24 protein-coding genes and 2 pseudogenes are annotated in these 26,232 nt (G+C 70.1%); 13 read left to right on the top strand and 13 right to left on the bottom strand.

The window, feature by feature from the left end:
* Nucleotides 1-26 precede the first annotated feature (26 nt).
* The 8 genes and pseudogenes from R2B38_RS00130 to R2B38_RS00095 all read right to left on the bottom strand — a co-directional run bounded on the left by R2B38_RS00130 (nt 27) and on the right by R2B38_RS00095 (nt 6,618).
* Nucleotides 27-407 carry a gamma-glutamylcyclotransferase gene (locus R2B38_RS00130; protein ID WP_318014306.1) on the bottom strand — a complete coding sequence of 127 codons (381 nt, stop codon included), beginning with the start codon at nt 405-407 and terminating at the stop codon, nt 27-29.
* A 13-nt stretch (nt 408-420) separates the two neighbouring features.
* Nucleotides 421-1,584 (bottom strand): FAD-dependent oxidoreductase, encoded by a 1,164-nt coding sequence (locus tag R2B38_RS00125; RefSeq protein WP_318014305.1) that lies wholly within the window; start codon nt 1,582-1,584, stop codon nt 421-423.
* Nucleotides 1,581-2,942: an FAD-dependent oxidoreductase gene (locus tag R2B38_RS00120; protein WP_318014304.1), complete on the bottom strand. Its 1,362-nt coding sequence runs from the start codon at nt 2,940-2,942 to the stop codon at nt 1,581-1,583. Before R2B38_RS00120 ends, R2B38_RS00125 begins: the two co-directional genes overlap by 4 nt.
* Nucleotides 2,943-2,946: 4 nt before the next feature.
* Nucleotides 2,947-3,240, bottom strand: a complete 294-nt coding sequence (locus tag R2B38_RS00115; protein WP_318014303.1) for a (2Fe-2S)-binding protein — start codon at nt 3,238-3,240, stop codon at nt 2,947-2,949.
* Nucleotides 3,241-3,275: 35 nt separating this feature from the next.
* The gene (locus tag R2B38_RS00110; protein WP_318014302.1) at nt 3,276-4,031 is read right to left on the bottom strand and encodes an amino acid ABC transporter ATP-binding protein; all 756 of its coding nucleotides are present in this window, start codon (nt 4,029-4,031) and stop codon (nt 3,276-3,278) included.
* Nucleotides 4,028-4,747: an amino acid ABC transporter permease gene (locus R2B38_RS00105; protein ID WP_318014301.1), complete on the bottom strand. Its 720-nt coding sequence runs from the start codon at nt 4,745-4,747 to the stop codon at nt 4,028-4,030. The genes R2B38_RS00110 and R2B38_RS00105 overlap by 4 nt, the downstream gene beginning before the upstream one ends.
* Before the next feature lie 38 nt (nt 4,748-4,785).
* Nucleotides 4,786-5,471 (bottom strand): annotated as a pseudogene (locus R2B38_RS00100) (ABC transporter substrate-binding protein).
* A 196-nt stretch (nt 5,472-5,667) separates the two neighbouring features.
* Entirely contained in the window at nt 5,668-6,618 is a 951-nt protein-coding gene (locus tag R2B38_RS00095) for a dihydrodipicolinate synthase family protein (protein WP_318014300.1), read from the bottom strand.
* A 256-nt stretch (nt 6,619-6,874) separates the two neighbouring features.
* Between R2B38_RS00095 and R2B38_RS00090 the strand changes: the two genes are divergently transcribed.
* The gene (locus R2B38_RS00090) at nt 6,875-7,912 is read left to right on the top strand and encodes a LacI family DNA-binding transcriptional regulator (protein ID WP_318014299.1); all 1,038 of its coding nucleotides are present in this window, start codon (nt 6,875-6,877) and stop codon (nt 7,910-7,912) included.
* Here R2B38_RS00090 and R2B38_RS00085 read toward each other — a convergent pair.
* Nucleotides 7,848-9,020, bottom strand: coding sequence for a LysR family transcriptional regulator (locus R2B38_RS00085; RefSeq protein WP_318014298.1), 1,173 nt, complete (start codon nt 9,018-9,020; stop codon nt 7,848-7,850). The two genes, R2B38_RS00090 and R2B38_RS00085, sit on opposite strands and share 65 nt — an antisense overlap.
* Nucleotides 9,021-9,102: 82 nt before the next feature.
* Between R2B38_RS00085 and R2B38_RS00080 the strand changes: the two genes are divergently transcribed.
* The 8 genes from R2B38_RS00080 to R2B38_RS00045 all read left to right on the top strand — a co-directional run bounded on the left by R2B38_RS00080 (nt 9,103) and on the right by R2B38_RS00045 (nt 16,834).
* A complete protein-coding gene (locus R2B38_RS00080) occupies nt 9,103-9,843 on the top strand; it encodes an amino acid ABC transporter ATP-binding protein (protein WP_318014297.1) in 741 nt (246 codons plus the stop codon).
* A gap of 156 nt (nt 9,844-9,999) precedes the next feature.
* The gene (locus R2B38_RS00075; RefSeq protein WP_318014296.1) at nt 10,000-10,956 is read left to right on the top strand and encodes a glutamate ABC transporter substrate-binding protein; all 957 of its coding nucleotides are present in this window, start codon (nt 10,000-10,002) and stop codon (nt 10,954-10,956) included.
* 8 nt (nt 10,957-10,964) lie between these two features.
* On the top strand, nt 10,965-11,612 hold the full coding sequence (locus R2B38_RS00070; protein ID WP_318014295.1) for an amino acid ABC transporter permease: 648 nt from the start codon (nt 10,965-10,967) through the stop codon (nt 11,610-11,612).
* Nucleotides 11,609-12,427 carry an amino acid ABC transporter permease gene (locus R2B38_RS00065; protein WP_318014294.1) on the top strand — a complete coding sequence of 273 codons (819 nt, stop codon included), beginning with the start codon at nt 11,609-11,611 and terminating at the stop codon, nt 12,425-12,427. Before R2B38_RS00070 ends, R2B38_RS00065 begins: the two co-directional genes overlap by 4 nt.
* Before the next feature lie 62 nt (nt 12,428-12,489).
* On the top strand, nt 12,490-13,317 hold the full coding sequence (locus R2B38_RS00060) for a class II glutamine amidotransferase (RefSeq protein WP_318014293.1): 828 nt from the start codon (nt 12,490-12,492) through the stop codon (nt 13,315-13,317).
* A 22-nt stretch (nt 13,318-13,339) separates the two neighbouring features.
* Complete coding sequence (locus R2B38_RS00055) at nt 13,340-13,693, top strand: ArsR/SmtB family transcription factor (protein ID WP_033278722.1); 354 nt, start codon at nt 13,340-13,342, stop codon at nt 13,691-13,693.
* Between the two features lie 12 nt (nt 13,694-13,705).
* Nucleotides 13,706-15,178 (top strand): substrate-binding protein, encoded by a 1,473-nt coding sequence (locus R2B38_RS00050; protein WP_318014292.1) that lies wholly within the window; start codon nt 13,706-13,708, stop codon nt 15,176-15,178.
* A gap of 132 nt (nt 15,179-15,310) precedes the next feature.
* A complete protein-coding gene (locus R2B38_RS00045) occupies nt 15,311-16,834 on the top strand; it encodes an amidase (RefSeq protein ID WP_318014291.1) in 1,524 nt (507 codons plus the stop codon).
* On the opposite strand, the gene R2B38_RS00040 is transcribed toward R2B38_RS00045, so the two are convergent.
* Nucleotides 16,831-18,771 (bottom strand): SMI1/KNR4 family protein, encoded by a 1,941-nt coding sequence (locus R2B38_RS00040; protein WP_318014290.1) that lies wholly within the window; start codon nt 18,769-18,771, stop codon nt 16,831-16,833. The two genes, R2B38_RS00045 and R2B38_RS00040, sit on opposite strands and share 4 nt — an antisense overlap.
* A gap of 133 nt (nt 18,772-18,904) precedes the next feature.
* Between R2B38_RS00040 and R2B38_RS00035 the strand changes: the two are divergent.
* A pseudogene (locus tag R2B38_RS00035) lies at nt 18,905-19,556 on the top strand (response regulator transcription factor).
* Between the two features lie 75 nt (nt 19,557-19,631).
* Nucleotides 19,632-20,309 carry an alpha/beta hydrolase gene (locus tag R2B38_RS00030; RefSeq protein ID WP_318014289.1) on the top strand — a complete coding sequence of 226 codons (678 nt, stop codon included), beginning with the start codon at nt 19,632-19,634 and terminating at the stop codon, nt 20,307-20,309.
* A 96-nt stretch (nt 20,310-20,405) separates the two neighbouring features.
* Here the strand turns inward: R2B38_RS00030 and R2B38_RS00025 are convergent, their stop codons facing one another.
* The 3 genes from R2B38_RS00025 to R2B38_RS00015 form a co-directional block, all read right to left on the bottom strand.
* Nucleotides 20,406-21,659, bottom strand: a complete 1,254-nt coding sequence (locus tag R2B38_RS00025; protein ID WP_411978413.1) for a PLP-dependent aminotransferase family protein — start codon at nt 21,657-21,659, stop codon at nt 20,406-20,408.
* A 507-nt stretch (nt 21,660-22,166) separates the two neighbouring features.
* Nucleotides 22,167-23,564 carry an MFS transporter gene (locus tag R2B38_RS00020; protein WP_318014288.1) on the bottom strand — a complete coding sequence of 466 codons (1,398 nt, stop codon included), beginning with the start codon at nt 23,562-23,564 and terminating at the stop codon, nt 22,167-22,169.
* 163 nt (nt 23,565-23,727) lie between these two features.
* Nucleotides 23,728-24,606 carry a phytanoyl-CoA dioxygenase family protein gene (locus tag R2B38_RS00015; protein WP_318014287.1) on the bottom strand — a complete coding sequence of 293 codons (879 nt, stop codon included), beginning with the start codon at nt 24,604-24,606 and terminating at the stop codon, nt 23,728-23,730.
* Nucleotides 24,607-24,888: 282 nt separating this feature from the next.
* Between R2B38_RS00015 and R2B38_RS00010 the strand changes: the two genes are divergently transcribed.
* Together R2B38_RS00010 and R2B38_RS00005 are read left to right on the top strand one after the other, a co-directional pair.
* The gene (locus R2B38_RS00010) at nt 24,889-25,893 is read left to right on the top strand and encodes a TauD/TfdA family dioxygenase (protein ID WP_318014286.1); all 1,005 of its coding nucleotides are present in this window, start codon (nt 24,889-24,891) and stop codon (nt 25,891-25,893) included.
* The coding region (locus tag R2B38_RS00005) for a hypothetical protein (RefSeq protein ID WP_318014285.1) at nt 25,890-26,232 on the top strand (343 nt) is incomplete at its 3' end. The genes R2B38_RS00010 and R2B38_RS00005, both read left to right, overlap by 4 nt.

Genomic DNA, 26,232 nt, shown 5'->3' with positions numbered 1-26,232 from the left:
GGCGGACCTCCAGCGAGGGCGAAGTGTCAGAGAGAGGCGAGGTAGGCGTGCCAGCCGCCGTGGGCGGTGATGTCGACGACGTCAGGGGCCGTCAGCGCGGAGGCGCGCATCCGCATCGAGAAGGAACCCGAGCCGTCCGCCAGCGCGATCACACCGAGTTCGAGTTCTTCGGGCTCCTCGGGCAGCAGCCGCTCGCGCAGCACCTCGTAACTGACCTCGTACACCTCGCCGTTGATCGAGGCGCCGCCTTCCGCGACCGGGTGCAGGCCGGGGAACTCGTCACGTACGGAGAAGAACTGGTACGTGGGTGCCGTGCGGGCGGGGCCGAGGAGGCGGGCCTCGCTCAGCGCGTGGTTGAGGGTGCCTCCGGACATGGCCTGGCCGTTGACGAACATTCTCAGGGTCATGGGGGAGTGCCTTTCAGGGGGATACGGGAGCGGTGGCGTCGTCGTGCAACAGGCGGCCGGGACCCAGGTCGTCGACCGGGTCGGCCGGGGGCTCGCCGGCGATCTGGCGGGCCAGCGTGTCGCCCCACACCGGGGCGAGGGTGAAGGCGTAGGTGCCGCCCGCGACGAAGAACCCGGGGTGGCCCGGGACTTCGCCGATCACCGGCATCTCGTCCGGGGTCGCGGCCAGCGGTCCGGCCCACATGCGCAGCAGCCGCAGGTCTCCGAGGAACGGCAGGATGCGCCCTGCCTGGGCGAGGTTGCCTGCCATGCTGGGCACGCTGACGGTGCTGCGCCCCTCCATGTCGAGCCGTGCCGCGGGCCAGCCGCCGCCGATCAGCAGGTTGCCCGCGCTGACCTGCTTGACCGACATGCCCTCGCCGATGTGCTGGACCAGGTGGTGCATGACCGGCGGGACCCGCACGGTCACGTGCATCTGGATCGCGACCGGGGACATCCGGATCCCCACTCCGGCGAGTGCGGAGATCCCGGTGATCCACGGCCCGGCCACGTTGACGACCACGGGCGCGGTCCAACTCCGGTCGCCCGAAAGCACCTTGTAGTCGTCGCCGACCCGCTGGATGCCGGTCACCGGGGTGAAGGCGTGCAGTTCGGCGCCGAGACGGCGGGCCGCGGTCAGATAGGCGGGGGTGATCAGGAGCGGGTTGGCGTATCCGTCGAGCGGGCACCAACTGGCCGCGCGTACCCGGTCGGAGAGCAACGGCAACTGCTTGCGGGCCTCGTCACCGGTGAGCACCTCGGTGGGGATGCCCGCCCGCCGCTCCCACTCGTGCTTCTCCCTCAACTCCTCTTCCTGTACGGCGGTTTCGGCGACCATGAAGCCGCCGCCGCGCCGCAACTCCACGTCCGCGCCGAGCCGTTCCTCGATCTGCGACCAGTGGTCCGACGCCCGGCGTTGGAGGGGCAGCAGGCGGGCGCTGTCGACCGGGACATCCTGGCCCGGGCGGCGGGTGTGGATCGCCTGGATGTGGAGGTTGCCCGCGGTGGTGCCGGAGCCCTCGCGGTTGGGTGCGCCGCGCTCCAACACCACGACGCGGTAACCAAGTTCGGCGAGGTGGAAGGCGGCACTGGCGCCGAGGATGCCCGCGCCGATGACTATGACGTCGGGCCGGGTCACGGGACCTCCTGCCCTTCGACCGTCGCGGCCATGGGCAGCGGCCGTATCGGCATCCGGGCCGCGAAGCACTCCGGCCCCCCCTCGCTCCGTCCGGTCAACGCCGCGACGATGTGGCCGCATTCGCGGCCCTGGCAGGGGCCCATGCCGGCGCGGGTGGCGGCCTTGGTGCCGTGCAGGTCGTTCCAGCCGGTCGCGGCGGCCTGCCGGATCTCGCCCGCGCTGACGCTCTCGCAGCGGCAGACCTGGGTGGCGTCGGGGATGTCGGCCGTGGCCGGCAACGGGTAGAGGCGGTCGGCCAGTTCGGCGAAACGGTCCAGGGCGCGTGCCCGGCGGCGCAGCCCGGCCACCCGCACCGGCGTGCGTTCGGGTGCGAGGCGGCGCAGGATCGCGTGGGCGGTGAGCTGTCCCCGTACGCCGGCCGCGTGCACGCCCGCGATACCGGCACAGTCCCCGGCGACGTACAGGCCGTCGACCGAGGTCGCGCCGTCCGCGTCCACGACCGGGAGCTGTTCCGTGCCGGTCGCGTCCGGCTCGGTACGGCAGCCCAGCAGTCGGGGGAGTTCGGTGCTGGGGCGGAAACCGAAGCCCACGCACAGCGCGTCGGTCTCCAACTGCCGTACGCTGCCGTCCTCTTGGCCGATGTCCACGGCGGTGACCTGGGTGTCGCCGTGCGCCGCCAGCACGCGGGCGCCCTGTTCGACGCGGACGCCGTGCCGGGCCAGGGTCAGCAGATAGCGGGCCGCCTCCGCGAGCCGGGCGGGCTGTCGCAGCGCCCCGCCGATCGACGAAATCCCGGGCCGGTACGGATGGTTGAGCTCGACCAGCGCCTCGATCCGGGCGCCCACCTCCAGCAGCGCGCAGGCGACCGGCAGCAGGAACGGGCCGGTCCCGGCCAGCACGACCCGTCGGCCCACGGGAACGCGGTCCATGGTGGCCAGGTGCAGGGCGAACCCGGGGGTGACCACGCCCGGCAGCGTCCAGCCCGGGAAGGGGTGAGTGCGTTCGTAGGCGCCGGTGGCGGCGAGTGTGGCCCGGGTGCTGATGCGACCGAGGGCGCCCGTGTGGACGTCGGAGGTGAAGAGCGTGCGGCCCCCGTCCTCGGCACCCCAGACCAGGGTGCCGGTACGGCAGTCGACCCCGGCGGCCCGCACCTGGGCGATCAGTTCGGTGCCGCGCGGGCGGAAGTCGCCGAAGGCGGCGGTGAGTTGCTCGGCCCGGCGCTTGTAGTACTGGCCGCCCAGGGTGTCGGACTCGTCGAGCAGGACGACGCTCAGGCCGCCCCGGGCCAGGACCAGCGCCGCGTGCAGCCCGGCCGGCCCGCCCCCGATGACCGCGACGTCCGCCTCCGAGTCCGCCATGACGTCAGCCATGGGCGGCCGTCGGCAGAGGCTCGGTGTGGGTGCTGATGTCCATGCCGTCGGTGACGTGCGCGGTGCAACTCCGTGTGCCGGGGCGGCCGTTGATGGTCACCTCGCACTCCAGGCAGACGCCCATTCCGCAGAAGGGGCCGCGCAGCTGGCCGTTGACCGGGTTGCGGCGCAGCGGCCAAATGCCGGCCGCGACCAGGGCGGCGGTCACGGACTGGCCTGCCCAGGCCTGGCCGGGGGTGCCGTCGATGGTCAAAGTGACCTTCTCCGGCCGGGAGTTGGTGCTCATGGCTGTGCTCACAGAGGTCAAGAGGGGTGGGGGCTTCACAGGACGCGGTCCAGGAACTGGCGGGTGCGTTCGTGTTCCGGCGCGGAGAAGAAGAGGTCCGGGGACTTGTCCTCCACCACCAGGCCGTCGGCGATGAAGGCGACCCGGTCGGCCGCCGCCCGGGCGAAGCCCATCTCATGGCTGACGACGATCATGGTCATGCCCTCCTCGCGGAGCCGGACCATGACGTCGAGGACCTCGCCGACCATCTCCGGGTCGAGCGCCGAGGTGGGTTCGTCGAAGAGCAGCAGCTCCGGGCGCATCGCCAGGGCACGGGCGATGGCCACCCGCTGCTGCTGGCCGCCGGAGAGTTGGGCGGGGTAGGAGCCGGTCTTGTCGGCGAGTCCCACCATGGCCAGCAACTCGCCTGCCGCGAGGCGTGCTTCGGACTTGGAGACACCGTTCACATGCACCGGACCGGACGCCACGTTGTCCATCGCGGTCATGTTCGGGAACAGGTTGAACTGCTGGAACACCATGCCGGTGCGCCGCCGCTGGACGGCGATGCGATTCTCCCGCAGGGCGCCCTTCTCGCCGTAGCCGATCCGTTCGCCGCAGATGCTGACGGTGCCCGAGTCGGGGGTCTCCAGGTGGTTGAGGGTGCGCAGGAAGGTGCTCTTGCCGCCGCCCGAAGGGCCCAGGACGAGGATGACTTCGCCTCGCCGGACGGTCAGGTCGATGCCTTTGAGGACCTCGACTCCGCCGTAGGACTTGCGTACTTGGCGCGCTTCGACGACCGTCTCGGTGTTCATCGGGTCTCCAATTCGAGGACCGCGCTCTTCATGCGGCGGCTACTGCTCGGCCTGTTCTCGTGACCGCGGCCCACCCGGATCTCCAGCCACCGCTGGAGAAGTCCCCACAGAGTGGTCATCGCCAGGTAGTACAGGGCGGCTGCCGTAAGGCCTTCCAGGACACGGAAGTTGGTCTGGACGGCGAACTGCGTGCGGCGCAGCAGTTCTTCGACGGAGATCACCGAGACGAGCGTGGTCGTCTTGAGGAGTCCGTTGAAGCTGTTGCCGAGCGGCGGGACCATCACCCGCAGCGCCTGCGGCATGACGACCACCCGGAACACCTTCCAGGGCGGCATGCCCAGCGCGCGGGCGGCCTCGGACTGGCCGCGCGGGACCGACATCACCCCGGCGCGGACGATCTCCGAGAGGTACGCCGCCTCGTTGAGGACCAGGCCGGTCAGGGCCGCGCTGATCACACCGAGGCGCAGGCCAAGCTGGGGCAACCCCGTGTAGATGATGACCAGTTGGACCAGGAGAGGGGTGCCGCGCATCAGCCACACGTAGAAGCCCGTGACCGCGCGGACCGGTGCGATACGCGACGCCCGGCCGAGCGCCACGAGTACGGCGAGCGGAAGGGCGAGCGCCATGCTGACCGCGGTCAGCCAGATCGTCGTCCAGGCTCCCTGGATGAGCTGGGGGTTGGTGAGGAAGTCGAAGAAGGCATCCCAGGACCACATGGCTCTCGCCCTTCGCTGGTTACGTGGCGCTGATCGGGTTACTTGGCGCTGATCGCGCCGGTGGTCACCTTGAGGTCACCGGTGTAGGCCGTGACGCCGTACTTCTTGTACAAGGTGGCCAAGTACCCGTTGCTGCGAAGGGTGTTGAGCGCGTCCGCGACCGCGTCGGCGGGCTTCTGCTTGCCGAAACCGAGCGCGAGCGGGGCGGGGTTCATGCCCTTGACCGCCGTCTCGAAGCGGCCGTCCTTCTGGTAGTAGCTGGTGACCGCCTCGACGATGGCCACGCCCTCGACCTGGCCCGCGGACAGTGCCTGGTAGGCGTCGGCGGTGGTGGTGAAGGTGCGGACGGTGACCTGCTTCTTGCCGGCCGCCTTCAGTTCCTTGTTGAGCGCGGTGAGGGTGTCGAACTCGTAGCCGGGCGCTTCCACGGCGATGGTCTTTCCGGAGAGGTCGTCCTCGGAGGTGATCTTCTTCGGGTTGCCCTTGGCGACGGAGATCGAGACGCCCTGGACCTCGTACGGGACGAGCTTGACGGTCTTGGCGCGCTCCGGTGTGTAGAACATCCCGGTGTCGATCATGTCCCAGCGGCCGGACTGCACGCCGGGGATCTGCGCGTCGAAGGGATGTTGACGAACTTCGGCGTGAGACAGAGGAGTTTGGCTATCTCGTCGCCGAGGTCCACCCGCATGCCGACGATCTTGTTGGAGGCGTCCAGGTACTGCATGGGCGGCAGCGTCGCGTTGGTCGAGATCGTCAGTGTGCCCGCCTTGACGAGGTCGGCCTTGCCCACCTTGGGCGTGCAGCCGGTCGGGACCGCGGCGGCCGACGACGAGGACGAGTCCTCGCTGCCGCAGGCCGTCACGGTCAGAAGGAGGGCGGCGGCTGAGGAGGCCGCGATGAGAAGTCTGCGCACGGTCGGTTCACCTTTTTCCGGTGCTGGTGGAACAGGGGTGCAGCCCGGCCTCGTCGAGCGCCTCGGACAGGCCGAGCAGCGCGGACGGGTCCTCCAGGGGGAGCAGCGGGGGGCGTACGTGCCCTCCGGGCTGCCCGAGCAGCCGCATGGCGGCTTTGAGCTGCGAGGTGGGTGAGGCGAACCGTGAGCTGTAGTCGTCGTTGACGAGCAGGTTCACAAGACGTTCGTAGCGTGCGGACCATTCCCGGGCGAGGGTCAAGTCGCCTGCCCAGTAGGCCTCGTAGAAGGGGACGGCGAAGGGGGCGCCGAGGGCGCCGCCGTCGATGTTCCCGGCGCCGCCGAACTCGGCCATGACGGCCATGCCCCGGCGGTGGATGAAGCGGCCGAAGACCTGGACCTTGCCGGCCAGGGCGGCGCAGGTGTCCGCGACCTTCAACTCGTCGCCGGAGCTGTCCTTGACGGCCACCACGGTGTCCAACTCGGCCAGTTTGACGAGGGTGTTGACAGTGATGTCGACGGCGGTGCCGCGCGGCCAGTTGTAGACCATGAGCGGCAGGTCGACCGCCCCGGCGAGAGTGGCGTAGAAGGCGTGGATCTCGTCCTGGCTCGGATGGACGTACGGCGGCGGGGTGGTGAGGATGCCGTCCGCGCCGATCGAGCGGGCGTGCTCGCCGTAGCGGGCGGACTCGGCCGCGGTGTACGCGCCGCAGCCGATCACCACCGGTATCTGTCCGGAGAGTTCGGCGACCGCGATCTCGGCGACCCGGCGGCGCTCCTCGGGGGTCTGGGAGAACCACTCGCCGGTCGTGCCGTTCACCAGGACTCCGTGCACGCCGTGCTCGGCGTACAGCGCGAGCAGTGCGCGCCAGGCGTCCTCGTCGAGGGAGCCGTCGGCGGCGAAGGGGGTGGGTGCGGCCGGCCAGTAGCCGCGCCAGGGAGCGGCGCCGGAGGTGTTCATCGTGTGTGCTCCGATCGAGTGTCCGTCCCGTCAGGACGTCCCGTCGGGACTTCGCCTTGTGGGACCACTCTGTGGGATCGATTGCACAGCACCGTGACACCGGCCAGAGGCGCCGGTCAACCTCGTTCTGGCCGGAAACTGCTGGCGAAACGCATTGTTTACGCCACTGACTCGACCCCGTCTGACATGATGGCGATCACGGCTCGACGCATGAGAAGAGTCGTATGGGATCGATTTCATGATCGGGGGTGGGCAGGTGGCCGTCACCTTGGACCAGGTGGCCGAGGCGGCAGGGGTCTCCAAGAGCACGGCCTCACGGGTGCTCAGCGGTTCCAGCCGGGTCAGTGCGCAGACGAAGCGCGCGGTGCAGTCCGCGGCGGAACGGCTCGGCTACCGCCCCAACCGGATCGCCAGCGGGCTGCGCACCCGGCGCAGCAACCTCGTCGGGCTGGTGATAACGAACCTGGTGAACGCCTCGTTCCACCGCATCACCGAGGTGCTCCAGCAACGGCTGGACGAACGCGGCTACCAGGTGCTGTTGTGCGTCACCGACTCGGACCCGGCGCGCGAACGCCGTTACCTGGACATGCTGTTGGACCATCGCGTCGACGGCCTGATCATCGTGGGCACGGGCGACAACACCGCGACGGTCCGGGAGGTGAGCGCGGCCGGTATCCCCGTGGTCAACCTGATGCGCACCCCCGACAGCGCCCCCGGCGATTCCGTGATGGCCAGCGACCGGGACGGCGCCGAACTGGCCGTCCGTCATCTGCTCGACCTCGGGCACCGGAACATCGCCTTCATCGGCGGCCCTCCCCACGTCGACTCCGGACGCGACCGCTACGCGGGATTCGCCGCGGCCCTGGCCACCGCAGGACTCGAACCCGATCCCGCCCTGTGCGCGCGGGGTCCCTTCACCGTGCCGTTCGGCGCGGAGGCGGCCATGCGGCTGATGGCCGCGGACAACCGGCCCACCGCGCTGTACAGCGCCAACCACGAGGCGACGTTCGGGGTGCTCGGAGCCCTGGTGCAGCTCGGGGTCCGGGTGCCGGAGCAGCTCTCGCTCGTGTGCCACGAGGAAGCCCCTTGGTTTCCGTACTGGCACCCGCCGATCACCGTCGTCGACAACGGAGCCCGCGACCTCGGCGAACTCGCCGCTGAGCAACTGCTGCGCCGCATCGACAGCCAGCCCGACAACGGCGAGCCCGGCGAGGAGGGAGCCGGCCGGCTCATCCGGGTCGGCTCCCGGCTGGTGGTGCGCGAGTCGACCACGGCGCCGCGTCGGCCGGAGTGACGGCCGGCTCACAGATCAGCCGGCCTGTCGGCTCCTGTGGTACGGCCCGGCAACGGCCTGCGCCATCCCGGCTGTTGGGCGCCTCCCGGTCACGACGGCACGGGTGTGTCGTCCGTCGGCCGGGCCGTGTCGCGCAGTGCGTGGAGGAGGGCGGCGGCCGCCGGGATGCGGAGCGTGTCCGGCCAGAGCAGGGCGAAGACGCGGCGGACCGGCCAGTCGGTGAGGGGCGGGCGACGACCCGGGGGTCGAAGTGGGCCGTCACACCGAGTTCGTTCATGACCGCGAGGCCGATGCGGTTGGCGACCAGGCTGTGCAGGGTCAGCTGGTCGTCGGCGGTGGCGGCGATCCGGGGTGTGAACCCGGCGTCGCGGCACGCGGCCAGGAAGCGGGTACGGCCGGACTCCAGCACCCAGCGTTCGCCCGCGAGGTCGGCCAACGACACCGTGGGCGACGCGGCGGCCGGGTGGTCGGCCGGGAGCAGGACACAGCGGCGGTCGGTCAGCAGCGGGACGCGGCGCAGGCGGGGGTCCACGGCGACGGACGGGTCACCCGTGCTGTCGGGGGTGCCGGTGCTGTCACGTGTACCGGTGCTGTCACGTGAGCCGGTGCTGTCACGTGTGCCGCCCGAACTCCCGGACGGATCCGTGTCGTTGAAGTCCAGGTCGCACATCACCGCCAGTTCGACCGCGCCCTCCAGCAACAGCCCGTGCGAGACGCGGCATTCGGCCTGGGTGACCGTGACCTCCAGTTCCGGACGCGTCCGGCGGAGCGTGCCGAGAGCGCGGGGAACCAGGCTGACGCAGCTGCTCTGCATCGCGGAGAGGCGGACCCGGCCGGCCTCGGGAGCGGTGAGCGCGGCCAGTTCGTCCTCGGCGGTGCGCAGCGCTGCCAGCACCGTGCCCGCGTGGCGGGCCAACGCCCGTCCCTCCGGGGTGAGTTGAACGCCCCGCCCGCGACGGGTGACCAAGGGGGCGCCGACCGACCGCTCCAGCATCCGCATCTGGTAGCTGATCGCGGGCTGCGTGTAGCCGAGGGCGTCGGCCGCGGCCGTGTAGGTGCCGGTACGGGCGACCTCGGCCAGGACCTGCAACTGTCGGGGGTCGTACATCCGGCAAGCATAAAGAGCCTTTATTAATTCCGGGTGACATTTGAATTGGACGCCCGCGAGCGGTGCCGACGATGCTGATCACGTGCCTGAGGTTCTCGTACGTATCGAAAAAGTGAACAAGCACTTCGGGGAAAACCATGTGCTGCGCGACATCGACCTCGATATCCACACCGGCGAGGTCGTCGTCCTGCTCGGCGCGTCCGGTTCCGGGAAGTCGACGCTGTGCCGGTGCGTCAACCGGCTGGAGACCGTCGACTCCGGACTGATCAGCCTGGCGGGCGTTCCCCTGCCCGACGAGGGAGGCGAACTCGCGCGGCTGCGGGCCCGGGTGGGGATGGTCTTCCAGTCGTTCAACCTCTTCGGGCATCTCAGCGTGCTCGACAACATCACCCTCGCCCCGGTCCGCGTACGCGGGCTCTCCCGTCGGGAGGCCGTCGAGCGGGCCCGGCAGCTCCTCGACCGGGTCGGACTCGGCGACAAGGCGGACGCCCGGCCCGCGCAGTTGTCCGGCGGGCAGCAGCAACGGGTCGCCATCGCACGGGCGTTGGCGATGGACCCGCAGGTGCTGCTCTTCGACGAACCGACCTCGGCACTGGACCCGGAAACGGTCGGCGAGGTACTCGACGTCATGGCCGCGCTGGCGGCCGACGGGATGACCATGCTCGTCGTCACCCACGAAATGGGGTTCGCGCGACGGGTCGCCGACCGGATCGTCTTCCTCGACGAGGGCCGCGTCCACGAGACCGCCACCCCCGACGCATTCTTCGACGCGCCCCGCACCGAACGGGCCCGTGAATTCCTGTCGAAGGTCCTCAGCCACTGAAGCAGGGAAGCCACGGAAGCAGCAGAAGCCACGGAAGCAGTTCAAGCCACTGAGGCCGCCGAAGCCACTGAGTCCGGCGGCCGCCGCACTCCGTATTCGCTGCACTCGTATTCGCCGTACCCCGTATTCGCGCAACGACGAAAGGGATTCCGCCCGATGAGACTGTCCCGGCCCCGCCGTGCCCTCGGTGCCGCCTCCGCCACGGCCGCGCTCGCCCTGACCCTTACCGCCTGCGGCGGGTCCACGACCCTGCCGGCCGCCTCCGGTTCGTCCGGTTCCGCCGCCGCGGACGCCTCGAAGACCTACGACGAGATCCTCGCCGCCGCCCCGGTCGCGTCCGCGGATCAGATACCGGCCGGCAGCCTCATGGCGAAGATAAAGAAGCGCGGGACGCTGATCGTCGGCGGCACCGACACCTCCGCGCTCTTCTCGCTCAAGGATCCCGTCACCGGCAAACTCACCGGATTCGACGCGGGGTTGGCCGCGATGCTCGCGAAGTACATCACCGGGAAGACCTCCACCAAGCTGGTCCAGGTCAGCGTGGCCACTCGTGAGCAGCTCCTCCGGAACGGCACCGTCGACACGGTGTTCGCCACGTACTCGATCACCCCGGAGCGGGCCAAGAAGGTCGACTTCGCCGGGCCGTACTACTCCTCCGGCGACGCGATCCTCGTCAAGAAGGCCAACACCGCCATCACGTCGGTGGACGACCTCAACGGCAGGACCGTGTGCACGCAGAGCGGTTCGACGGCGGCCAACGACATCAAGGACTTCGCCCCGAAGTCGAAGGTGATCCTCTTCGACGGCAACAGCCAGTGCGTGCAGGCCGTCAAGCAGGGCCGGGCCGACGCCTACGTGATCGACCAGGCGATCCTCGTCGGCACGCAGTACCGCGACCCCTCGGTCAAGGTGGTCGGACAGCCCTTCACCACCGACCCGTACGGCATCGGTACGCCGAAGGCCGACCCGGAGATGAAGAAGTTCGTCGACGCCTGGCTGAAGAAGATCGAGGCCGGCGGCGCGTGGGCGAAGCTGTGGAAGGCGACGCTGGGCACCGCCGTGACCGGCGGCGCGCCCAAGCCGCCGGTGATCGGCTCGGTCGAGGGCAGCTGACCGACCCCATGTTCTCCCATGTCGACGCCATCGCCGGGCAGTTGGGGCGAGGGCTGCTGCTGACGCTCGCCATGTCCGCGCTCACCTTCACGGGCGCGGTCGCGGGCGGCCTCGTGGTCGCCGTCCTGCGGATCTGCCCGGTGGCACCGCTGCGGGCGTTCGGCGCGGGCTATGTCACGGTCTTCCGCAACATCCCGCTCCTCGTCCTGCTCGTGCTGTTCGTGTTCGGGCTGCCCGATCTCGGGCTGCTGTACCCGCTGTTCGCCACCGTGACCACGGCGATGGCCCTGTACTGGGCCGCGTTCGTGTGCGAGGTCGTGCGCTCGGGGGTACGGGCGGTACCGCGCGGACAGGCCGAGGCCGCCCGCGCGCTCGGGCTCGGCTTCGGGCAGTGCCTGCGCCATGTGATCCTGCCGCAGGCCGTCCGCCCGATGGTGCAGCCGCTGGGCAGCATCTTCATCGGCTGTGCCCTGAGCACCTCACTGGCGGCGGCGGTCGGCGTCGCCGAACTCACCGGCCAGGCCGAGTTCCTGACGCTCCGTTACGATCAGCCGCTCACCAGCTTCGCCCTCACCACGGTCGTCTACGTCGCCCTCACCCTCACGTCCGGCCTCGTCGCCGGGCGCCTGGAACGGAAGCTGGCGGTGGTCCGATGAAGCCGGTCACGACAGCGCGCCGCGACGACATCCACCTTCTCTTCGATCCGCCAGGACCACGCGCCCGGCGCCGGATCAGGATCGCTACGGCCGTCTCCCTGGCCGTGTTCGCCGCGCTACTCGCTTTCGCCGTACGGCAGTTCGCCGCCCACGGACAGTTCGACGCCGACCAGTGGCGGATGTTCGGCGAGTGGCCCATCATCCGTTTCCTGCTCTCCGGGCTGGGCCAGACCCTGCTGGTCACCGCGGTCGCCGCCGCGCTCGCCTTCCCGCTGGGCGGACTCGTGGCGCTCGGCCGACTGGCCCGCAACCGGCCGACGCGCGCGCTGGCCCGGACGTACGTCGAACTCTTCCGGTCCGTTCCGCTGCTGCTCCTGCTGTACGTGTTCCTGTTCGGGCTGCCCGGAGTCGGCCTGACGTTCCCCGTGTTCTGGCAGCTGGTGATCCCCATCGTGCTGGGCAACGCGGCCGTCGTCGCCGAGATCTTCCGGGCGGGAGTGCTGAGCCTGCCGCGCGGACAGACGGAGGCCGCGTACAGCCTCGGTATGACACACCGTCAGACCATGGCGTGCGTGGTCGTCCCGCAGGCGCTGCGGGCCGTAAGTCCGGCCCTGGTCAGCCAGTTGGTCCGGCTGCTCAAGGACTCGACGCTGGGTTATGTGGTCAGCTACCTCGAACTGCTCCACCAGGCAAAGGTGTTGGGCGAGTACTACCACGCCGTGCTCTCCACCTACCTGGTCGCGGCGGCCTGCTTCATCGCCGTCAACTCCGCGCTGTCCGGGGCCGCTTCGTGGCTGGAAGCGCGCCGCGCCTGACACCGGCGTACGAGAAGAACCGTAAGCAATGCGTGACGTAAGCAATGCGTGACGTAAGCAGCGTGAGAGAGGAGCGAACCGGCATGTGCCGCCTGCTCGGCGTGGTCACCCGCGCCCCCCTGCCGCTCGACACCGCACTGGACGGTCTGGCCGGGCCGTTCACCGAGCTGAGCATCGAGCACCGTGACGGCTGGGGCATCGCCGCCGGGCGGGGGAGCGGGGCAAGCCCCTTGGTCGTCAAGGGAATTGAGCCCGCCGCCGCTGCCGACTCCTGGGCGCGGACCCTCACCGGCACGGTCACCGACGCCGCCCTGCTGCACCTGAGGCTGGCGAGCCCGGGGCTGCCGGTCGTCCCCGGCAACACCCACCCGTTCACGGCCGACACCGCGGCCTTCGTGCACAACGGGTACTTCACGCCGTACGACGCCCTCGACGAACTGATCGCGCCGGAACTGCTGTCCGGGGCGGCCGGGAGCACCGACTCCGAGCGGTACTTCCTGCGCGTGCTGACCCTGCTGCGGGAGACGGGCCCCGTCGAGGCGCTCGCCCGGGCCGCGGCGGACGTCCGGGAGCGGGCCGCCGCCTACGCCAGCCTCAACTGCCTGCTGCTCACCGAGGACGCCCTGTACGCGTACGCCGACGAGGACCCGGAGTCCGAGGTCAGCAGGCGGCGAGGCCCCGACTTCTTCCGGCTGCGCTACCGGGTCGACGCGGACCGAGTGGTCGTAGCCTCCAGCGGCATCCCGCAGCCGGACGACCGCTGGACGGTCCTGCCGTACCGCGAGGTCCTGGAGATCCGCCGGGCCGGTCTGCGCGTCACGACCACGCGGGCGGCTCCGCGCAGCGCTGCGGCACCCTCGACTACGCTGGGACATGTCAACCGTCGCTGACCTATGGAGGGGGCGATCCCAGGTGCCCGCAGACCTGGCGTTCGACGCGCTCGCCGACCCCGTACGCCGCCAGATCCTGGGCGTGCTGGCCGAGCGCGAGGAGTGCACCGTGGGGGAGCTGGCGGAGCGGATCACCAGCATCGGCCGCACCGGAGTCTCCAGCCATCTGCGTGTCCTGCGCGCCGCCGGGCTGGTGACCGAGCGGAAGGCGGGCCGGTTCCGGCACTACTCGATCGACCCGGCCGGCCCCGCGCGTGACGTCATCGCGACGCTGCAGGCGCTGTTCCAAGGGGCGCTCGCGGACGCGGGGCGCGCCGCCACCGCGACGGAGGCCGCGGCCACCGACCCGGACGTCCAGGACAGCCGGTCCGCCTGATGGGGTGACGTGATGGCCGCACTCCTGCTGCCCGCCGAGGAATGGACCGACGCATCGCCGGCCGCGACGTTCGGCCTGTTCGGCGCGGGCACAGGTGCGGGGTGGGTCTTCGACGCCGTGTGTGACCGGGTCGCGGCGGGCGCGGTGGTGCGGATGGGCGCTCCGCTCGGCGGCCCGGTCTCCGACATGGTGGAGATCATCGGCCGGATCAGTGAAGTACGGCCGCCGTCGCCCGCACGCGGGAAGGCACGCGGCCACGCGGGACAGGGCGGCCGTATCGAGATCGTGCACGACCAGCCCTGGCGGGGCCGGATCAAGCTGCGTTTCGACGCCGACCGGGGTGGGACACGGGTCCGGCTGTTCGCCGAGCTCGACGAGGCCGGGCTGGAGTGGCTGATGCGCCGCCGGGGTCTGCCGGCCGGTCGCGGGTCCGCGCCGAATCCGAACGCGCGGCTCGGTCTGCTGAACAGCAAGTCGGGCCTGGGGAGCATGTTCGGGGCCGCGACGGACCACATGGCCATGCTCGCCGTCGAGGAGATCAACGGGGAGGGCGGGGTGCGCGGCCGCCCTGTGGAGCTGGTGGTCGGGGACGACGCCTCGGACCCGGCGGTCGGCGTCGCCGAGGCGCGGCGACTGGTCCGGGCGGGCTGCCGGACGATCCTCGTCGCCACGACCTCCGCCACCTACTTCGCGGTCTCGCGGGCGCTCGCCGGAACCGAAGTGCTCCTGATCCAGCCCCACATGAACGAGGGCGGCGGCACCGGCCCGCTGCGCGTCCAGCTCGGCGAGCACCACGAGGACCAACTGGCGGCGGCGGTACGGCCGTTGATGCGGGCGGCCGGCGGAAAGCGCTGGTTCCTGGCCGGCAACGACTACTGCTGGCCGCGCAGTACGCACGCGGCCGCCCGCCGGATCCTGCCGCGATCGGGCGCGCGGGTGGTGGGGGAGCGGTACGCCGCCCTGGGCACCCGCGACTTCACCCAGGTCATCGACGCGGTGACGGCTTCGGGCGCGGACATCGTGCTGTCCACGTTCGTGGGCGCGGACGCCGCCGCGTTCGAGCGGCAGTGCCACGCGGCGGGCCTGCGCGAGCAGTGCCTCACCCTCGCGCCGGCCATGGACGAGTCCACCCTGGAGCACGTCGGAGCCGCCGCCGCGCCCGGCCTGTACGCCGTCTCCGGCTACGTCGAGCAACTCGCGTCGCCCGGCAACGCCGTACTGCTGCACCGCTACCGGGAGGTGTACGGCCGCTGGGCGCCGCCGCTGTCGACCCTGAGCGAGTCGGTCTTCGAGGCGGCGCACATCTGGTGGTCCGCCGCGCGCCGGGTCGGCGCGGACGAACCGCGACGGATAGCCGAGGCGATGCGCCCCGGCAGCTTCCAACTCCCGCGCGGAACAGTCACGTTGGACGACAGCGGCGGGGTCGCCCAGAGCCTCTTCGTCACCGAGGCGACCGCCACCGGACTGCGACCGGTCTCGCTGTAGCCCAGCCGGGCCGGTCGGCTCGACCCGGGTGGCTCGGTCAGCCTGGTTAACCACTAAGTTACGTCAATAAGTATTGACCTATTGGCGCGATGTTCTAGGTTGATGACTGTCCAGCCGAAAAGGAGTCGTCCCTTGTCATCACTCTCCGCACCCGACGCCGCCCGCCTCGCGGCGATCGCCGAGCACTTCCACTTCGGCCTGTCCGCCGAGGAGTTGGCGGAGTTCGCGCCCGCGGTGGCAGGCTCCCTCGCCGCCTCGGAGGCGGTCGAGCGGCTCTACGAACGCACGGCTCCCACAGCCCCGGACCGCGCCTGGACGTCACCCGCTCCGGACGAGAACCGGCTCGGCGCCTGGTACGTGAAGACCTCGGTCACCGAGTCGTCCGAGGGTCAACTGGCGGGCCGTACAGTCGCGGTGAAGGACAACATCGCTGTCGCAGGCGTACCGATGATGAACGGTTCGCGCACGGTCGAGGGCTTCGTCCCGCGCCAAGACGCCACCGTCGTACGGCGGTTGCTCGACGCGGGCGCGACGATCGCGGGCAAGTCCGTGTGCGAGGACCTGTGTTTCTCCGGCGCCAGTTTCACCTCGCACCCGGCGCCGGTGCGCAACCCCTGGGACGAGAGCCGGAACACGGGAGGTTCGTCCAGCGGCAGTGCCGCGCTCGTGGCGACCGGGGAGGTCGACCTCGCCCTCGGCGGCGACCAGGGCGGCTCGATCCGGATGCCGGCCGCGTTCTGCGGCATCGTGGGACACAAGCCGACCCACGGCCTGGTGCCCTACACCGGCGCCTTCCCCATCGAGCGGACCATCGACCACGTGGGCCCGATGACCCGCACCGTCACCGACGCGGCCACGATGCTCGGCGTACTGGCCGGCCCCGACGGCTTCGACCCGCGCCAGCCCGACGCGATCGCCCCGGTGGACTACCTGGCCGCGCTCGCCGAACCCGCCTCTGGTCTGCGCGTCGGAGTCGTCACGGAGGGCTTCGGCACGCCGGTGTCGGATCCCGGCGTCGACGAGGTCGTCCACGCCGCGATCGATGTGCTGGCCTCGGCCGGACTCACGGTGGAGAAGGTGTCGATCCCCTGGCACCTGGACGCCCTCCACGTGTGGAACGTGATCGCGACCGAGGGCGCCGCATATCAGATGCTCGACGGCAACGCCTACGGCATGAACGCCGACGACTTCTACGACCCGGAGCTGATCGCCCACTACGCGCAGGGGCGCGTCGACCGGGGAGCCACCCTCTCCAGGACCGTCAAACTCGTCGGCCTGTCCGGCCGTTACACCTTCGAGGCCGGGGGCGGTAAGTACTACGGCATGGCCCGCCGCCTCCTGCCGCAGGTCCGCGCGGCCTACGACGCGGCACTGGACCGGTACGACGTGCTGGTCATGCCCACGGTCCCCTACACGGCCAAGGAGATCCCACCGGCCGACGTCTCCCTGGCCGACTACCTCCACCTCGCCCTGTCGATGGTCGGCAACACCGCACCCTTCGACGCGACCGGCCACCCCTCATGCAGCGTCCCCACCGACCTGGTCGACGGCCTCCCGGCGGGCTTGATGATCACCGGCAGGCGCTTCGACGACAGCACCGTGCTGCGCGTCGCGCACACCTACGAACGGGCGGTAGGCGGGTTCCGCACACCCTAGGTGTACCGATCGTCTGCCGGGCGCGTGGCTGTCGGCTCCAGGCGGACCACCATGTACGTCTCGCCCTGCCTTGGCGGGCGGGTCCAGGAGCGGGTGGTGAAGGTGTGCAGCCGCCCGTTCACGATGGCATGACGAGGCAGAGACGCACCGAACTGCTCCGCCACCGCCTCCAGCAGCGGCCGTTCTGCTCGGGCGCTGTCCTCCAGGTCGTCGAAGAACCGGCTCGGATCCAGCGCCTGCGGTATGTCCCCGCTCCGCCGGATCTCTCCGTCCGCGTACGTGAACGCGTACTGCTCGGCACCGTCTTGTGCCACCGAGAGGTGGAAGAACGGCTTCCCGTGCGGTGCCCTCAAGCCGCTCCACACCACCACCGCGCGGGTGCCCGTGCCGGCGGTCGCGGCGGGGGAGAGGAAGCGCTGCGGGGTGAACGGGGCGGGCTCGCCGTCGAAGGCGAAGCTCCAGCCGGTGCCGGCCCGGCCGACCACCATGAGTGCCCTGTCGTCGTAGGACGAGAACTCCCTCCGGCTGTGCCGCGATCTCTGGAGCGCCTCCCAGAAGGTCATGGGTTCGTTCAGCACGGTGCCGTCCTCGCCCGTGTCGCCGTCCGTGAGACGGCCGGGCAACTCCTCCGGCTCCGTGCCTTCGAGCAGGACGAACCGGTACGACGCGCGGTTGTTGCCCCGGTACGGCTCCGCGAGCCACGCCAGGTCACCCGGGTCGAGGTCGGCCGTAGGCCTCGGTGTCTCACCGGACTGCCCGCCCCTCGGGGTGGACAGCAGCTCGCGGCCCCGCTCCGGGGTCAGCAGCGGTCCGAGCAACGGGTCGGCCACCCACCCCAGCGGCGCCAGATGGTCCGGGCCCAGCGGCTGCCAGAGGGGAAGGGCGTTCATCAGCGCCCGCCATGCCCCGTCGGTGTCTCCCCAGCGCGCCGACTCCCGCGCCCGCTCGACCGCTTCGCCGTACGGCCCGGCCGCCGTGTACCGGTACGTGCCGTCCCTCACCTGATCCAGCGTCGCGAAGGCCAGTGCCACCAGGTCGTCGTCGGCGCCCGGCAGATGGAACGTCAGCGTGGAGTCGTCCCGGTACGAGTGCCTCGCGTGCTCGGCGACCAGCGGCGGCAGCAGATCGGGCGCGTACCGAGGGTCCGTCACCAGGCCGTCGAAGTACACCATGTAGGTCTGCCCGAGCAGTCGGCGTATCTGGTCCCCCAGCCCGGCGGCCCGCGCCCTGCTGTATCCCTTGGCCTCGTCCAGCGCCTTCACGGCCTCCTCCCAGCCGCCGCGCAGCGCCTCCAGCCGGGCCTCCTCCACCTGGGCGTCCAGCTTTCGCGTCGTGTCGTTGGCGAACACCGGCCCACCGTCGCTCCGGCGCGCCTGAAGGCTGTGGAACTCGCGGTGCATGTCCCGCATGAACGCGGTGAAGTCAGCGTGCCGCGCGGGCGCCTCGGCCCGCCAGCTCGACCACGTGTACACGGCCCACTCGCCGTCCTCGTCCACGTCCTCGGGATCAAGGAGGACGTGCGTGATGTCGGACTCGACGTCCAGTTGCAGCCCACGCCGCCAGAGGTCCGCCTCCCGCCGCTCCTCGGGCCCCGCGTCCTCGTCCAGGTACTCCTCGAAGATGTCCGCGAGCCCTGACTCGTTGTTGTGCCAGTGCGCGTCCTCGGCCCCCGCCAGCAGCCTTACGAACCCGCCCGCGTGCCGCCACCCGTCGCTGACCTTGAGGAACTCCCGGTACGACGGGGGCATGTGCCGGCCGAGGCGCTCCTCCATGGCCGCGATCCGCTCCTCCGACGCGGCCGGGAAACCCAGCCAGCGCGCCCGTCGCGCGGCCTCGTCGCCCTCGCCCCGCGTCTCGCCGCCCGGGAGGGAATCCGCCCACTCCCCGCTCCACTTGAGCAGGAAGGACCGCCAGTCGAACACCGTGGGATCCGTCATACGCCCGATGCTGCCACCCACCACTGACAGTGCCTCGCTGCTGCCGTGACGGGGGAAGCCGGCCGGCTGTTCGATGTCACCGCGGGAAACCCCTGTTACCTCCAAGTGACCTTCCTGCTACCACAGTTGGGTCATGCGCGTACTGGTCGTGGAGGACCACAAGGATCTCGCGGAGAGCGTCGCGAGGGGGCTGCGTCGGCATGCCAGGGAGGTCGAGCCCGCGCACGACGGCGAGCAGAGGCTGAGCCGGGCGTCGAGCGGGGCCTACGTCGTCGTCCTGGACCGCGACCTGCCGCTCGTGCACGGTGACGAGATCTGCCGTGCGCTCGTCCGGCAGGGCAGCCCGTCCCGCGTGCTGATGCTCACCGCCGCCGGTACCCTCGCCGACCGCGTCGACGGCCTCGACCTCGGCGCCGACGACTACCTGGCCAAGCCCTTCTCCTTCGCCGAACTCATCGCCCGTGTCCAGGCGTTGGACAGACGAGATCAGCCCGCCGTGCCCCCCCCGTCCTCGTCCGCGGCACATCGAGCTCGACCCCGCCCGCTGTACCGCGCTCCGCGGCGGACGCAAGCTGGACCTGCCGCCGAAGGAGATGGCCGTCCTGGAGGTGCTGCTCGCCGCGGGCGGTGCCGTCGTATCCGCCGAGGAACTGCTGGAACGGGCCTGGGACCGGGACGCCGACCCGTTCAGCAACACCGCCAAGGCCACCGTCAGCCGGCTGCGCCGCAAGCTCGGCGACCCGGCTGTCATCGAGACGCTCCCGCACGCCGGTTACCGGATCTGATGGGCGCGACCGCGGGACGGCCCTTGTCGCCAGGCGGGTGACGGTACGCCAGCCTGTGAGGGGAGTGACCCGGGTGTGACCCGGGGCGGGCTACGACGGCAGGACCGCGCTCGACCTCCCCATCGACGGCGACTGCGACGTGGTCGTCCTCGACCGCGACCTCCCCGACGTGCACGGCGCGTCGCCGGTCTGATCGAGCATCTGGGCGCGGGGCCCTGCCAGGTCGTGGGCCACTCGCTGGGCGGGCTCATCACGCGGGAACTCCTCCTGGCACGGCCCGAACTCGTCACGCGGGCCGGGCTGATGGCGAGCCGCGGACGCGCGGACGCGCTGATCACCGCCGTGTCGGCCGCCGACATCGAGCTGGCCGACAGCGGTGTCAAGATCCCTCCTGCCGTGTCCGCGTACCGGCAGGCCCTTCAGAACCTCTCACCACGGACCCTCGACGACGAGGACGGACTCCGGGACTGGCTCGGCATCCTGGAACTCTCCGGCCCCGACCCGTCGACGATCCGCGCACAACTCGGCCTGGAAGTCGTCCCGAACCGCCTTCCGCGCTACCGCCGCATCACCCGCCCGTGCCTCGGCATCGCCTTCCAGGACGACCTGGTCGTCCGCCCGCACCTCTCGCGCGAACTCGCCGCGGCCATCCCGGCGGCCGCGTGCACCGAGATACCCGGCTGCGGCCACTACGGCTACCCGGAACGGCCCGACGCGGTGAACGAGGCGGTCATCGGATTTCTGGGTGGTTGAGGAGATGCCCCGGCGGAGTGTCCGAGCTGGTTGTCGCCCCTCGCGACGGTGGGCCCGTTTCCCGGAGGCATTTACGTCAGGTCCGGGCCGGTCGGCTCACGTTCGGGTGCCGGACATGTCCGCTACCGCCCGGCCGAGCCTGTGCACCCCCTCGGTGATCTCCCCAGGGGTATGGGTCGGGAAGGACAGCCGCAGCGTCGTGTGGTCCGGAGGCCCGGAGAAGAAGGGCGCTCCCGGAACGAAGACGACCCCCCTCTCAGTCGCGTGGCGCAGCAGGTCCGCGGCGTCGTGTCCTTCGGGGAGCCGGGCCCAGACGAACATTCCGCCGGCGGGGCGTACCCACTCACTGCCGACAGGCAGGGCCTCTGCCAGGCCCGTGAGCAGCGCCTCGCAGCGTTCCCGGTAGCTGGAGCACACGCGTGCGAGGTGGCCGTCGACGTCGGCCGAGTCCAGGTACGCGGCGGCCGCTGCCTGATCGATGGTGGACGAATGGACGTCCATGGCCCCTTTGACCGTGACGCATGCCTGGCGTAGCGCGGCAGGAGCCCTGAGCCAGCCCAGCCGCAGCCCCGGTGCCATGGTCTTGGACAGGCTGCCGAGGAGCACCGTGCGATCGTGGCACTCCGGCATCGACGCGATCCAGGGCTCCGGCCGGCCCGCGAAACGCAGTTCGCCGTAGGGATCGTCCTCGGCGATCCACAAGCCGTGCCGTTCCGCGCAGGCCGCCACCTCCCGGCGGCGTTCGGCAGGCATGCTGCGCGCCGTCGGATTGTGGAATTCCGGTATGAGATACAGCAGTTTGGGCCGATGGCGGGCAACGGCCTCTTCCAATGCCTCCGGGATCACGCCCCCGCGATCGCAGGGCACGGGAATCACCTCGGCATCCGCGCAGGCGAAGCACTGCAGCGCGAGCAGATAGGTGGGCTCCTCGACGAGGACCGCGTCACCGGGAACGAGCAGCGCGGCGCTGAGCAACGCCAGCGCCTGCTGTGCCCCCGTGGTGATCACCAGCTGGTCCCGGGTGGTCTCCAACCCGCGCGCGCTCAGTCGGAGCGCGATCGCCGCACGGAGCCGAGGATCGCCCTCGGTGGTCGAATACTGCAGAACCTGGCGGGGGGACCGCAGCGCACGGCTGTATGCCGCAGCGATGCCTTCCGCGTCGAACAACTCGCTGGCGGGCATTCCCCCGGCGAAGGAGATCACGTCCGCGCGGGCGCTGTGGCCCAGTATGTCGCGGAGGGATGAGGCCAGTTTGTCCATCGCCGAGATGCGGCCGGCTGTGCCGAAGGGCTCGACCGGGCCTCCACCTGCTTCCGCTGTGAGTCGTAAGGCGTCGATTCCGTCCTTCATCCGGGCTCCTCCCGATTCCACGCCGAAACGTGCGCAAATTTTCACAGGCCTTTTACCCTGGCGTCCGCATGAATTTCATTCGGCATCATGGGAGTGAATGCGACGGTTCTGTAGGCCCTAACTGCAATCCAGGGAATCGGCCAGCCGTTTTCCGGACTTCGATGACATACATCAGGCCAATATCTGCGGCTGTTGGCGAGCCGTCCTAAAATGAATGTTTCCGTCAAGTGTGATCTAGGAAGAGTTCAAGATGCAATCAAGTCCCAACCGCCTGGTTGACGCGGAGGCGATCCCTGGTGGACGCTCGTACGGATCTCACCTGAAATCAACATATTTCGATTCGGAAGAAACCGCCGGAGGTGGCGACAATTCATTTACCGAAAGGCATATCTGAGATTACCCTCAAAAACGTGGTTAACGCCCTGAGGGCTGCGGAACCGGGAGACGTTTCCGCAGCCGATGTATCGAAAGACACGGGAATGAGTACCGTGACCGCGCGGCGATATCTCAGGTTTCTGGCCCATGCCGGTGTGGCTGAGGTCGCTCACCGCTACGGCCATGTCGGGGCGCCTGAGCGGCTTTATCGGTTACGGGGTGAAGCGGCTCATCGGCGATTACCGAACGTGCCCCGGCAGCAGCCGGTACCGGCGCGGCAGGGTTCTGCCCGGCTGCGCGGTTCCTCCGCAGAGGCGACAGCCACAGAATCACCGCGACCAGGGGCAGAAGCCAGGCGAAGAGAAGAACCGTAGGACGCAGCCCGAGCAGTGTCCCCAGGGCTCCGCCCGCGACGCCGGCGAGTGGCCGCAGACCCCATTGCAGCCAGCTGGCCGTCGCGTTCAGCCGGCCCAGCATGCCGGGCGGGCACGACGCCATGCGGTAGGAGCGCTGAGCGATGTTGTACGTGAGGGCTGAGGCGAGCGTCACGGCGAACCCGACGGTCAGCACGATCTGTCCGTAGAGGCCCGGGAGCACGTACCCGGCGGCGATCTGCCCGGGGGCGAAGGGGACGGGGCTGAAGAGCAGCACGCGGACGAGTCCGTAGCGCTTGATCAGGGGTTTGGCGATCAGGCTGCCGATCACGCCGCCCACCGCACTGATGCCCCCGATGAGACCGATGGTCTGCGCGGACCAGTGCAGTTCACGGACCGCGTACAACACCCATACGGAGTTGATGGCGGCGAGCAGGAAGTTGCCCAGACTGTTCGAGATCGTGATGAAGGTCAGAATCCTGTCGGCCACGATGATGCGCAGCCCTGCGGACAGTTCCCGCCGAAACCCTCGCTCGTCCTTGGGTTTCGGTGCGGGCCGCACCTCGCGGAATCGGACCAGCAGCAGACCGGCCGCGCTGACGAGAAACGAGACCGCGTCGGCGGTCACGGCGGCGGCCGCGCCCACGAGAGCGACCAGGAAACCCGCGGTACTCGGTCCCACCACACCTGCGGCCGCGGACGCGGTGCTGACCTTTCCATTGGCATCGACGAGTTGAGACTTCGTCAGGAGAAATCCGGGAAAACTCAGGTAAGCGCTGTTGAAAAGCACTGCCAGGGTTCCGGAGACGAGTGCCACGGAGTAGAGCTGAACCAGCGACAGGACATCGAGTGCCGCCGCGAGCGGCACGGTGCACAGCACGGCGAACCGGAGCAGGTCGCACCACAGCATCACGTTTCTCTTGCGGGAGCGGTCGACAATCACCCCGGCGGGCAAGGAGAAAAGTAACCACGGCAAGGTGCTGAACGACGTCAACAACGCCACTTGGAACGTTGACGCGTGCAGGGTGAGGGTGGCGAGCAGCGGCAGTGCCAGCACGGTGACCTGAGCACCGATCAGGCTGATGGACTGTCCACCCCAGAGGAGCATGAAGTCCCGGTGACGCCAGAGCGAGCCGGCCGACTCCGTTTCGTGCATGAGATTCGTTCCGTCCGAGGGTGTTTCCGGACGGCAGGCCGACAGACGGTCTTCCGCGGCGGGCTCTGCTCGGCCGGCAACAGGGATGAGTGTCCGGGCCAGGGTATCGGCCGTCGGCGCCCTGCTGGGACCGGGGCCGCTCGCCCGCAACCGCATGCCCCGTTCACGCCCCGGGTGTGTCGCCGGGCCTCGTCCCGGGCGCGGAGTCCGCCACGCGCGTCCTCGACTCCTCTGCCAACAGCTCTGAGATCTTCGGGCGGTTGAGGTAGTAGGGCGGTTCGAAGATCGCACGCTGAAGCGGTGTCAGCTCGTGGGCGAAGTCCTCGTAGCCGACCGGTAGGGCGCTGGGCCGGAACATCATGGCGCCCGGGCTGTAGCGGGCGAAGACCGTGCGGCGCTCCGACGCCCCGGTCCAGGGCAGGGTCCCGTGCACGAGGGTCTCGGTGAAGACCACGGCCGACCCGGCCCGTACGGGGACCTGACGCACGTGCTCGGCGTACGCCTCCATGCGCCGTATTTCCACGGGGCAGCGGAAGTTCGCCTTGTGACTGCCGGGGATGCAGCCGAAGCCCCCGTCCCCGGGGTTGACGTCGGTGAGGGCGAAGGAGATGTTCATCAGGCCGCTGGACATCCTGCCGTCGCTGACCCGGTAGAAGCGCAGGTCGCCCGGAATGCCGCCGGCGCCGTGCAGCCGGTAGCCCTCCGTGCCGGGCTTCATGATCGTGCCCTTCATGGTGTCGTAGCGGAAGCCGTCGCCGATGAGTTCGAGCATCAGCTCCACCGACGCCGGCAAGGACAGCAGCTTGCGGAAGGCCAGGCAGGCGGGCTTGGGCCAGTCGAACGGCTCGTTGAACTCGTCACGGCGGTGTTCGCCCTGGAACCGCTCCGCCTTCTCCGCGAGTGAGAACCCGAGCTGGCCCACCCTGTCGCCGGCCTGGTCGAACGCGTCGTTGAGTTCTTTCAGGTGGCCCGCTTCGAGTATGTCCTCCACCACCAGATAGCCGTTGACATCGAAAAGGAATTTCTCATGCTCGGACAGCACGTGCGACCAGTCCCTCCGGGGAAATATTGCGGCCGAGGCCTCGGTGAGTCGATCCGATTATTCCTGACACTTTGATACCTGGCCTCGCGCGGTAGCACCAGGTTGCATTGCCAAGACTTTGTGTTGCTGATTCCATTGCGCGGAATGTGTTTAATCTCCGCAATATTGTCTCGCCTTGGCTCTGATTGTAGGTTCGGCGTGTCATGCGACTCGAATCCGCTGCCCGACCTTTGGAGGAGTCAAGTGGGGCCCGAATATCAGTGCACTCTTGACCGCCGGGAAATGGCGGTGCTGCACGAACTGGCATCGGAGGTCGCCGGACTCGTGCCAGGTGCCCCGGACCGGGTGGGGAACGTACTGGACGAGGTACCCGCCGGACTGCGTCGGCCGCTGGCCGCCCTCGCCGAGCCCGACGAAGCGCCGTTCCACTGTCTTGTCGACGTGTCCGAACACGAGCCGCTCACAGCCCTGCCCCCCACCCCGACGGCGGACAGCCCGGCGCCCGGCGGCCACTGGTCCGCGGGCCTTCTGCTCCTGGTCGCCGAGCTCCTCGGCGACCTCGTGGGCTACGCGGACGAGAACGACGGCGCGCTGATCCACGAGGTCTCGCCGGAACCCGGCATGGAGGAGTACATCCAGAACGTCGGCTCCTCATCTCTGGGACTGCACACGGAGAACGTCCACCATCCGCTGCGGCCGGACTTCGTGAGCCTGTTGTGCCTGCGCCAAGACCCGGACGACGCGGCGGCGCTGCGGATCTCGTCCGCGCGCGACGCCGTACGGCACCTGACGCCCGGAACGCTCGACGTCCTGCGTGAGCCGCTGTTCCGCAGTCTCTACCCCACGTCGTTCGGACTGGACGCCGAGGGGCGACGGCCGGTCTCCGCCCCGCACCCGGTACTCGCCGGCGCGCCGGACGCACCCACCGTCCGCTACAACACGCACAACACCACCGCGGTCACCGGGCACGCCGCCCGCGCACTGGCCTCGTTCGGCGACGCACTGGACCGGGCCTCACGGCGGATACGGCTTCGGCCGGGGCAGCTCGCCGTCCTGGACAACCGGTCCGTCGTCCACGGCCGCACCGCGTTCACGCCCCGCTACGACGGCCGGGACCGCTGGCTGCGCCGGTGCTACGCACTGAGCGGCGTGCCGCGCGGGCTCTCCGGGCTGATGCCCCGGCCCCGGGTGATTCCCCGGCTTCCCTCGCTGTTGAAGTCCCTCGACGGGCTCGGACCGGAGCCCGGAACGACGCCCCGGCCGGGTCCCGAGGGCGGCCCCCGATGAAGGAGATGGACATCGACTGCCCGGAGCCGCGGACCCACGACGCGGCTGCCCTGGTGGCGGCGGCCGTGACGGTGGCGCACCGCAGGACCACCGACGAAGTCGTCGGGATCCGCTGGCGTGTCACCGGGGCCTCCGGTACCCGGCACGGCGTGCTGCGCGCGGTCGTGTCCGGTGACACCTCCTTCGGCGCGCTGCGGGCATGGGCGGCGACGGAGATCGAGGCACTGAACACCGGTGCCCCGCGGACGGCCGACGAAGGTTCCGGCGTGCCTTCGCTGGAGGCCGTGTTCACCGAGGCGGCGGACGGCGGCCTTCTTCTCGCGGAGGTCCGCGACCCCT

It is taken from the genome of Streptomyces sp. N50, assembly GCF_033335955.1.
GTDB lineage: Bacteria > Actinomycetota > Actinomycetes > Streptomycetales > Streptomycetaceae > Streptomyces.
The sequence above is the reverse complement of the archived record's forward strand: the minus strand, read 5'-3'. Positions and strand labels throughout refer to the sequence as shown.

Bases quoted from the DNA above. Each gene is read 5' to 3' on its own strand.
- R2B38_RS00130 (WP_318014306.1), bottom strand. From the start codon at position 407: ATGACCCTGAGAATGTTCGTCAACGGCCAGGCCATGTCCGGAGGCACC.
- R2B38_RS00120 (WP_318014304.1), bottom strand. From the start codon at position 2,942: ATGGCGGACTCGGAGGCGGACGTCGCGGTCATCGGGGGCGGGCCGGCC.
- R2B38_RS00115 (WP_318014303.1), bottom strand. From the start codon at position 3,240: ATGAGCACCAACTCCCGGCCGGAGAAGGTCACTTTGACCATCGACGGC.
- R2B38_RS00110 (WP_318014302.1), bottom strand. From the start codon at position 4,031: ATGAACACCGAGACGGTCGTCGAAGCGCGCCAAGTACGCAAGTCCTAC.
- R2B38_RS00105 (WP_318014301.1), bottom strand. From the start codon at position 4,747: ATGTGGTCCTGGGATGCCTTCTTCGACTTCCTCACCAACCCCCAGCTC.
- R2B38_RS00095 (WP_318014300.1), bottom strand. From the start codon at position 6,618: ATGAACACCTCCGGCGCCGCTCCCTGGCGCGGCTACTGGCCGGCCGCA.
- R2B38_RS00085 (WP_318014298.1), bottom strand. From the start codon at position 9,020: ATGTACGACCCCCGACAGTTGCAGGTCCTGGCCGAGGTCGCCCGTACC.
- R2B38_RS00075 (WP_318014296.1), top strand. From the start codon at position 10,000: ATGAGACTGTCCCGGCCCCGCCGTGCCCTCGGTGCCGCCTCCGCCACG.
- R2B38_RS00070 (WP_318014295.1), top strand. From the start codon at position 10,965: ATGTTCTCCCATGTCGACGCCATCGCCGGGCAGTTGGGGCGAGGGCTG.
- R2B38_RS00065 (WP_318014294.1), top strand. From the start codon at position 11,609: ATGAAGCCGGTCACGACAGCGCGCCGCGACGACATCCACCTTCTCTTC.
- R2B38_RS00050 (WP_318014292.1), top strand. From the start codon at position 13,706: ATGGCCGCACTCCTGCTGCCCGCCGAGGAATGGACCGACGCATCGCCG.
- R2B38_RS00040 (WP_318014290.1), bottom strand. From the start codon at position 18,771: ATGACGGATCCCACGGTGTTCGACTGGCGGTCCTTCCTGCTCAAGTGG.
- R2B38_RS00025 (WP_411978413.1), bottom strand. From the start codon at position 21,659: ATGAAGGACGGAATCGACGCCTTACGACTCACAGCGGAAGCAGGTGGA.
- R2B38_RS00020 (WP_318014288.1), bottom strand. From the start codon at position 23,564: ATGCACGAAACGGAGTCGGCCGGCTCGCTCTGGCGTCACCGGGACTTC.
- R2B38_RS00010 (WP_318014286.1), top strand. From the start codon at position 24,889: ATGGCGGTGCTGCACGAACTGGCATCGGAGGTCGCCGGACTCGTGCCA.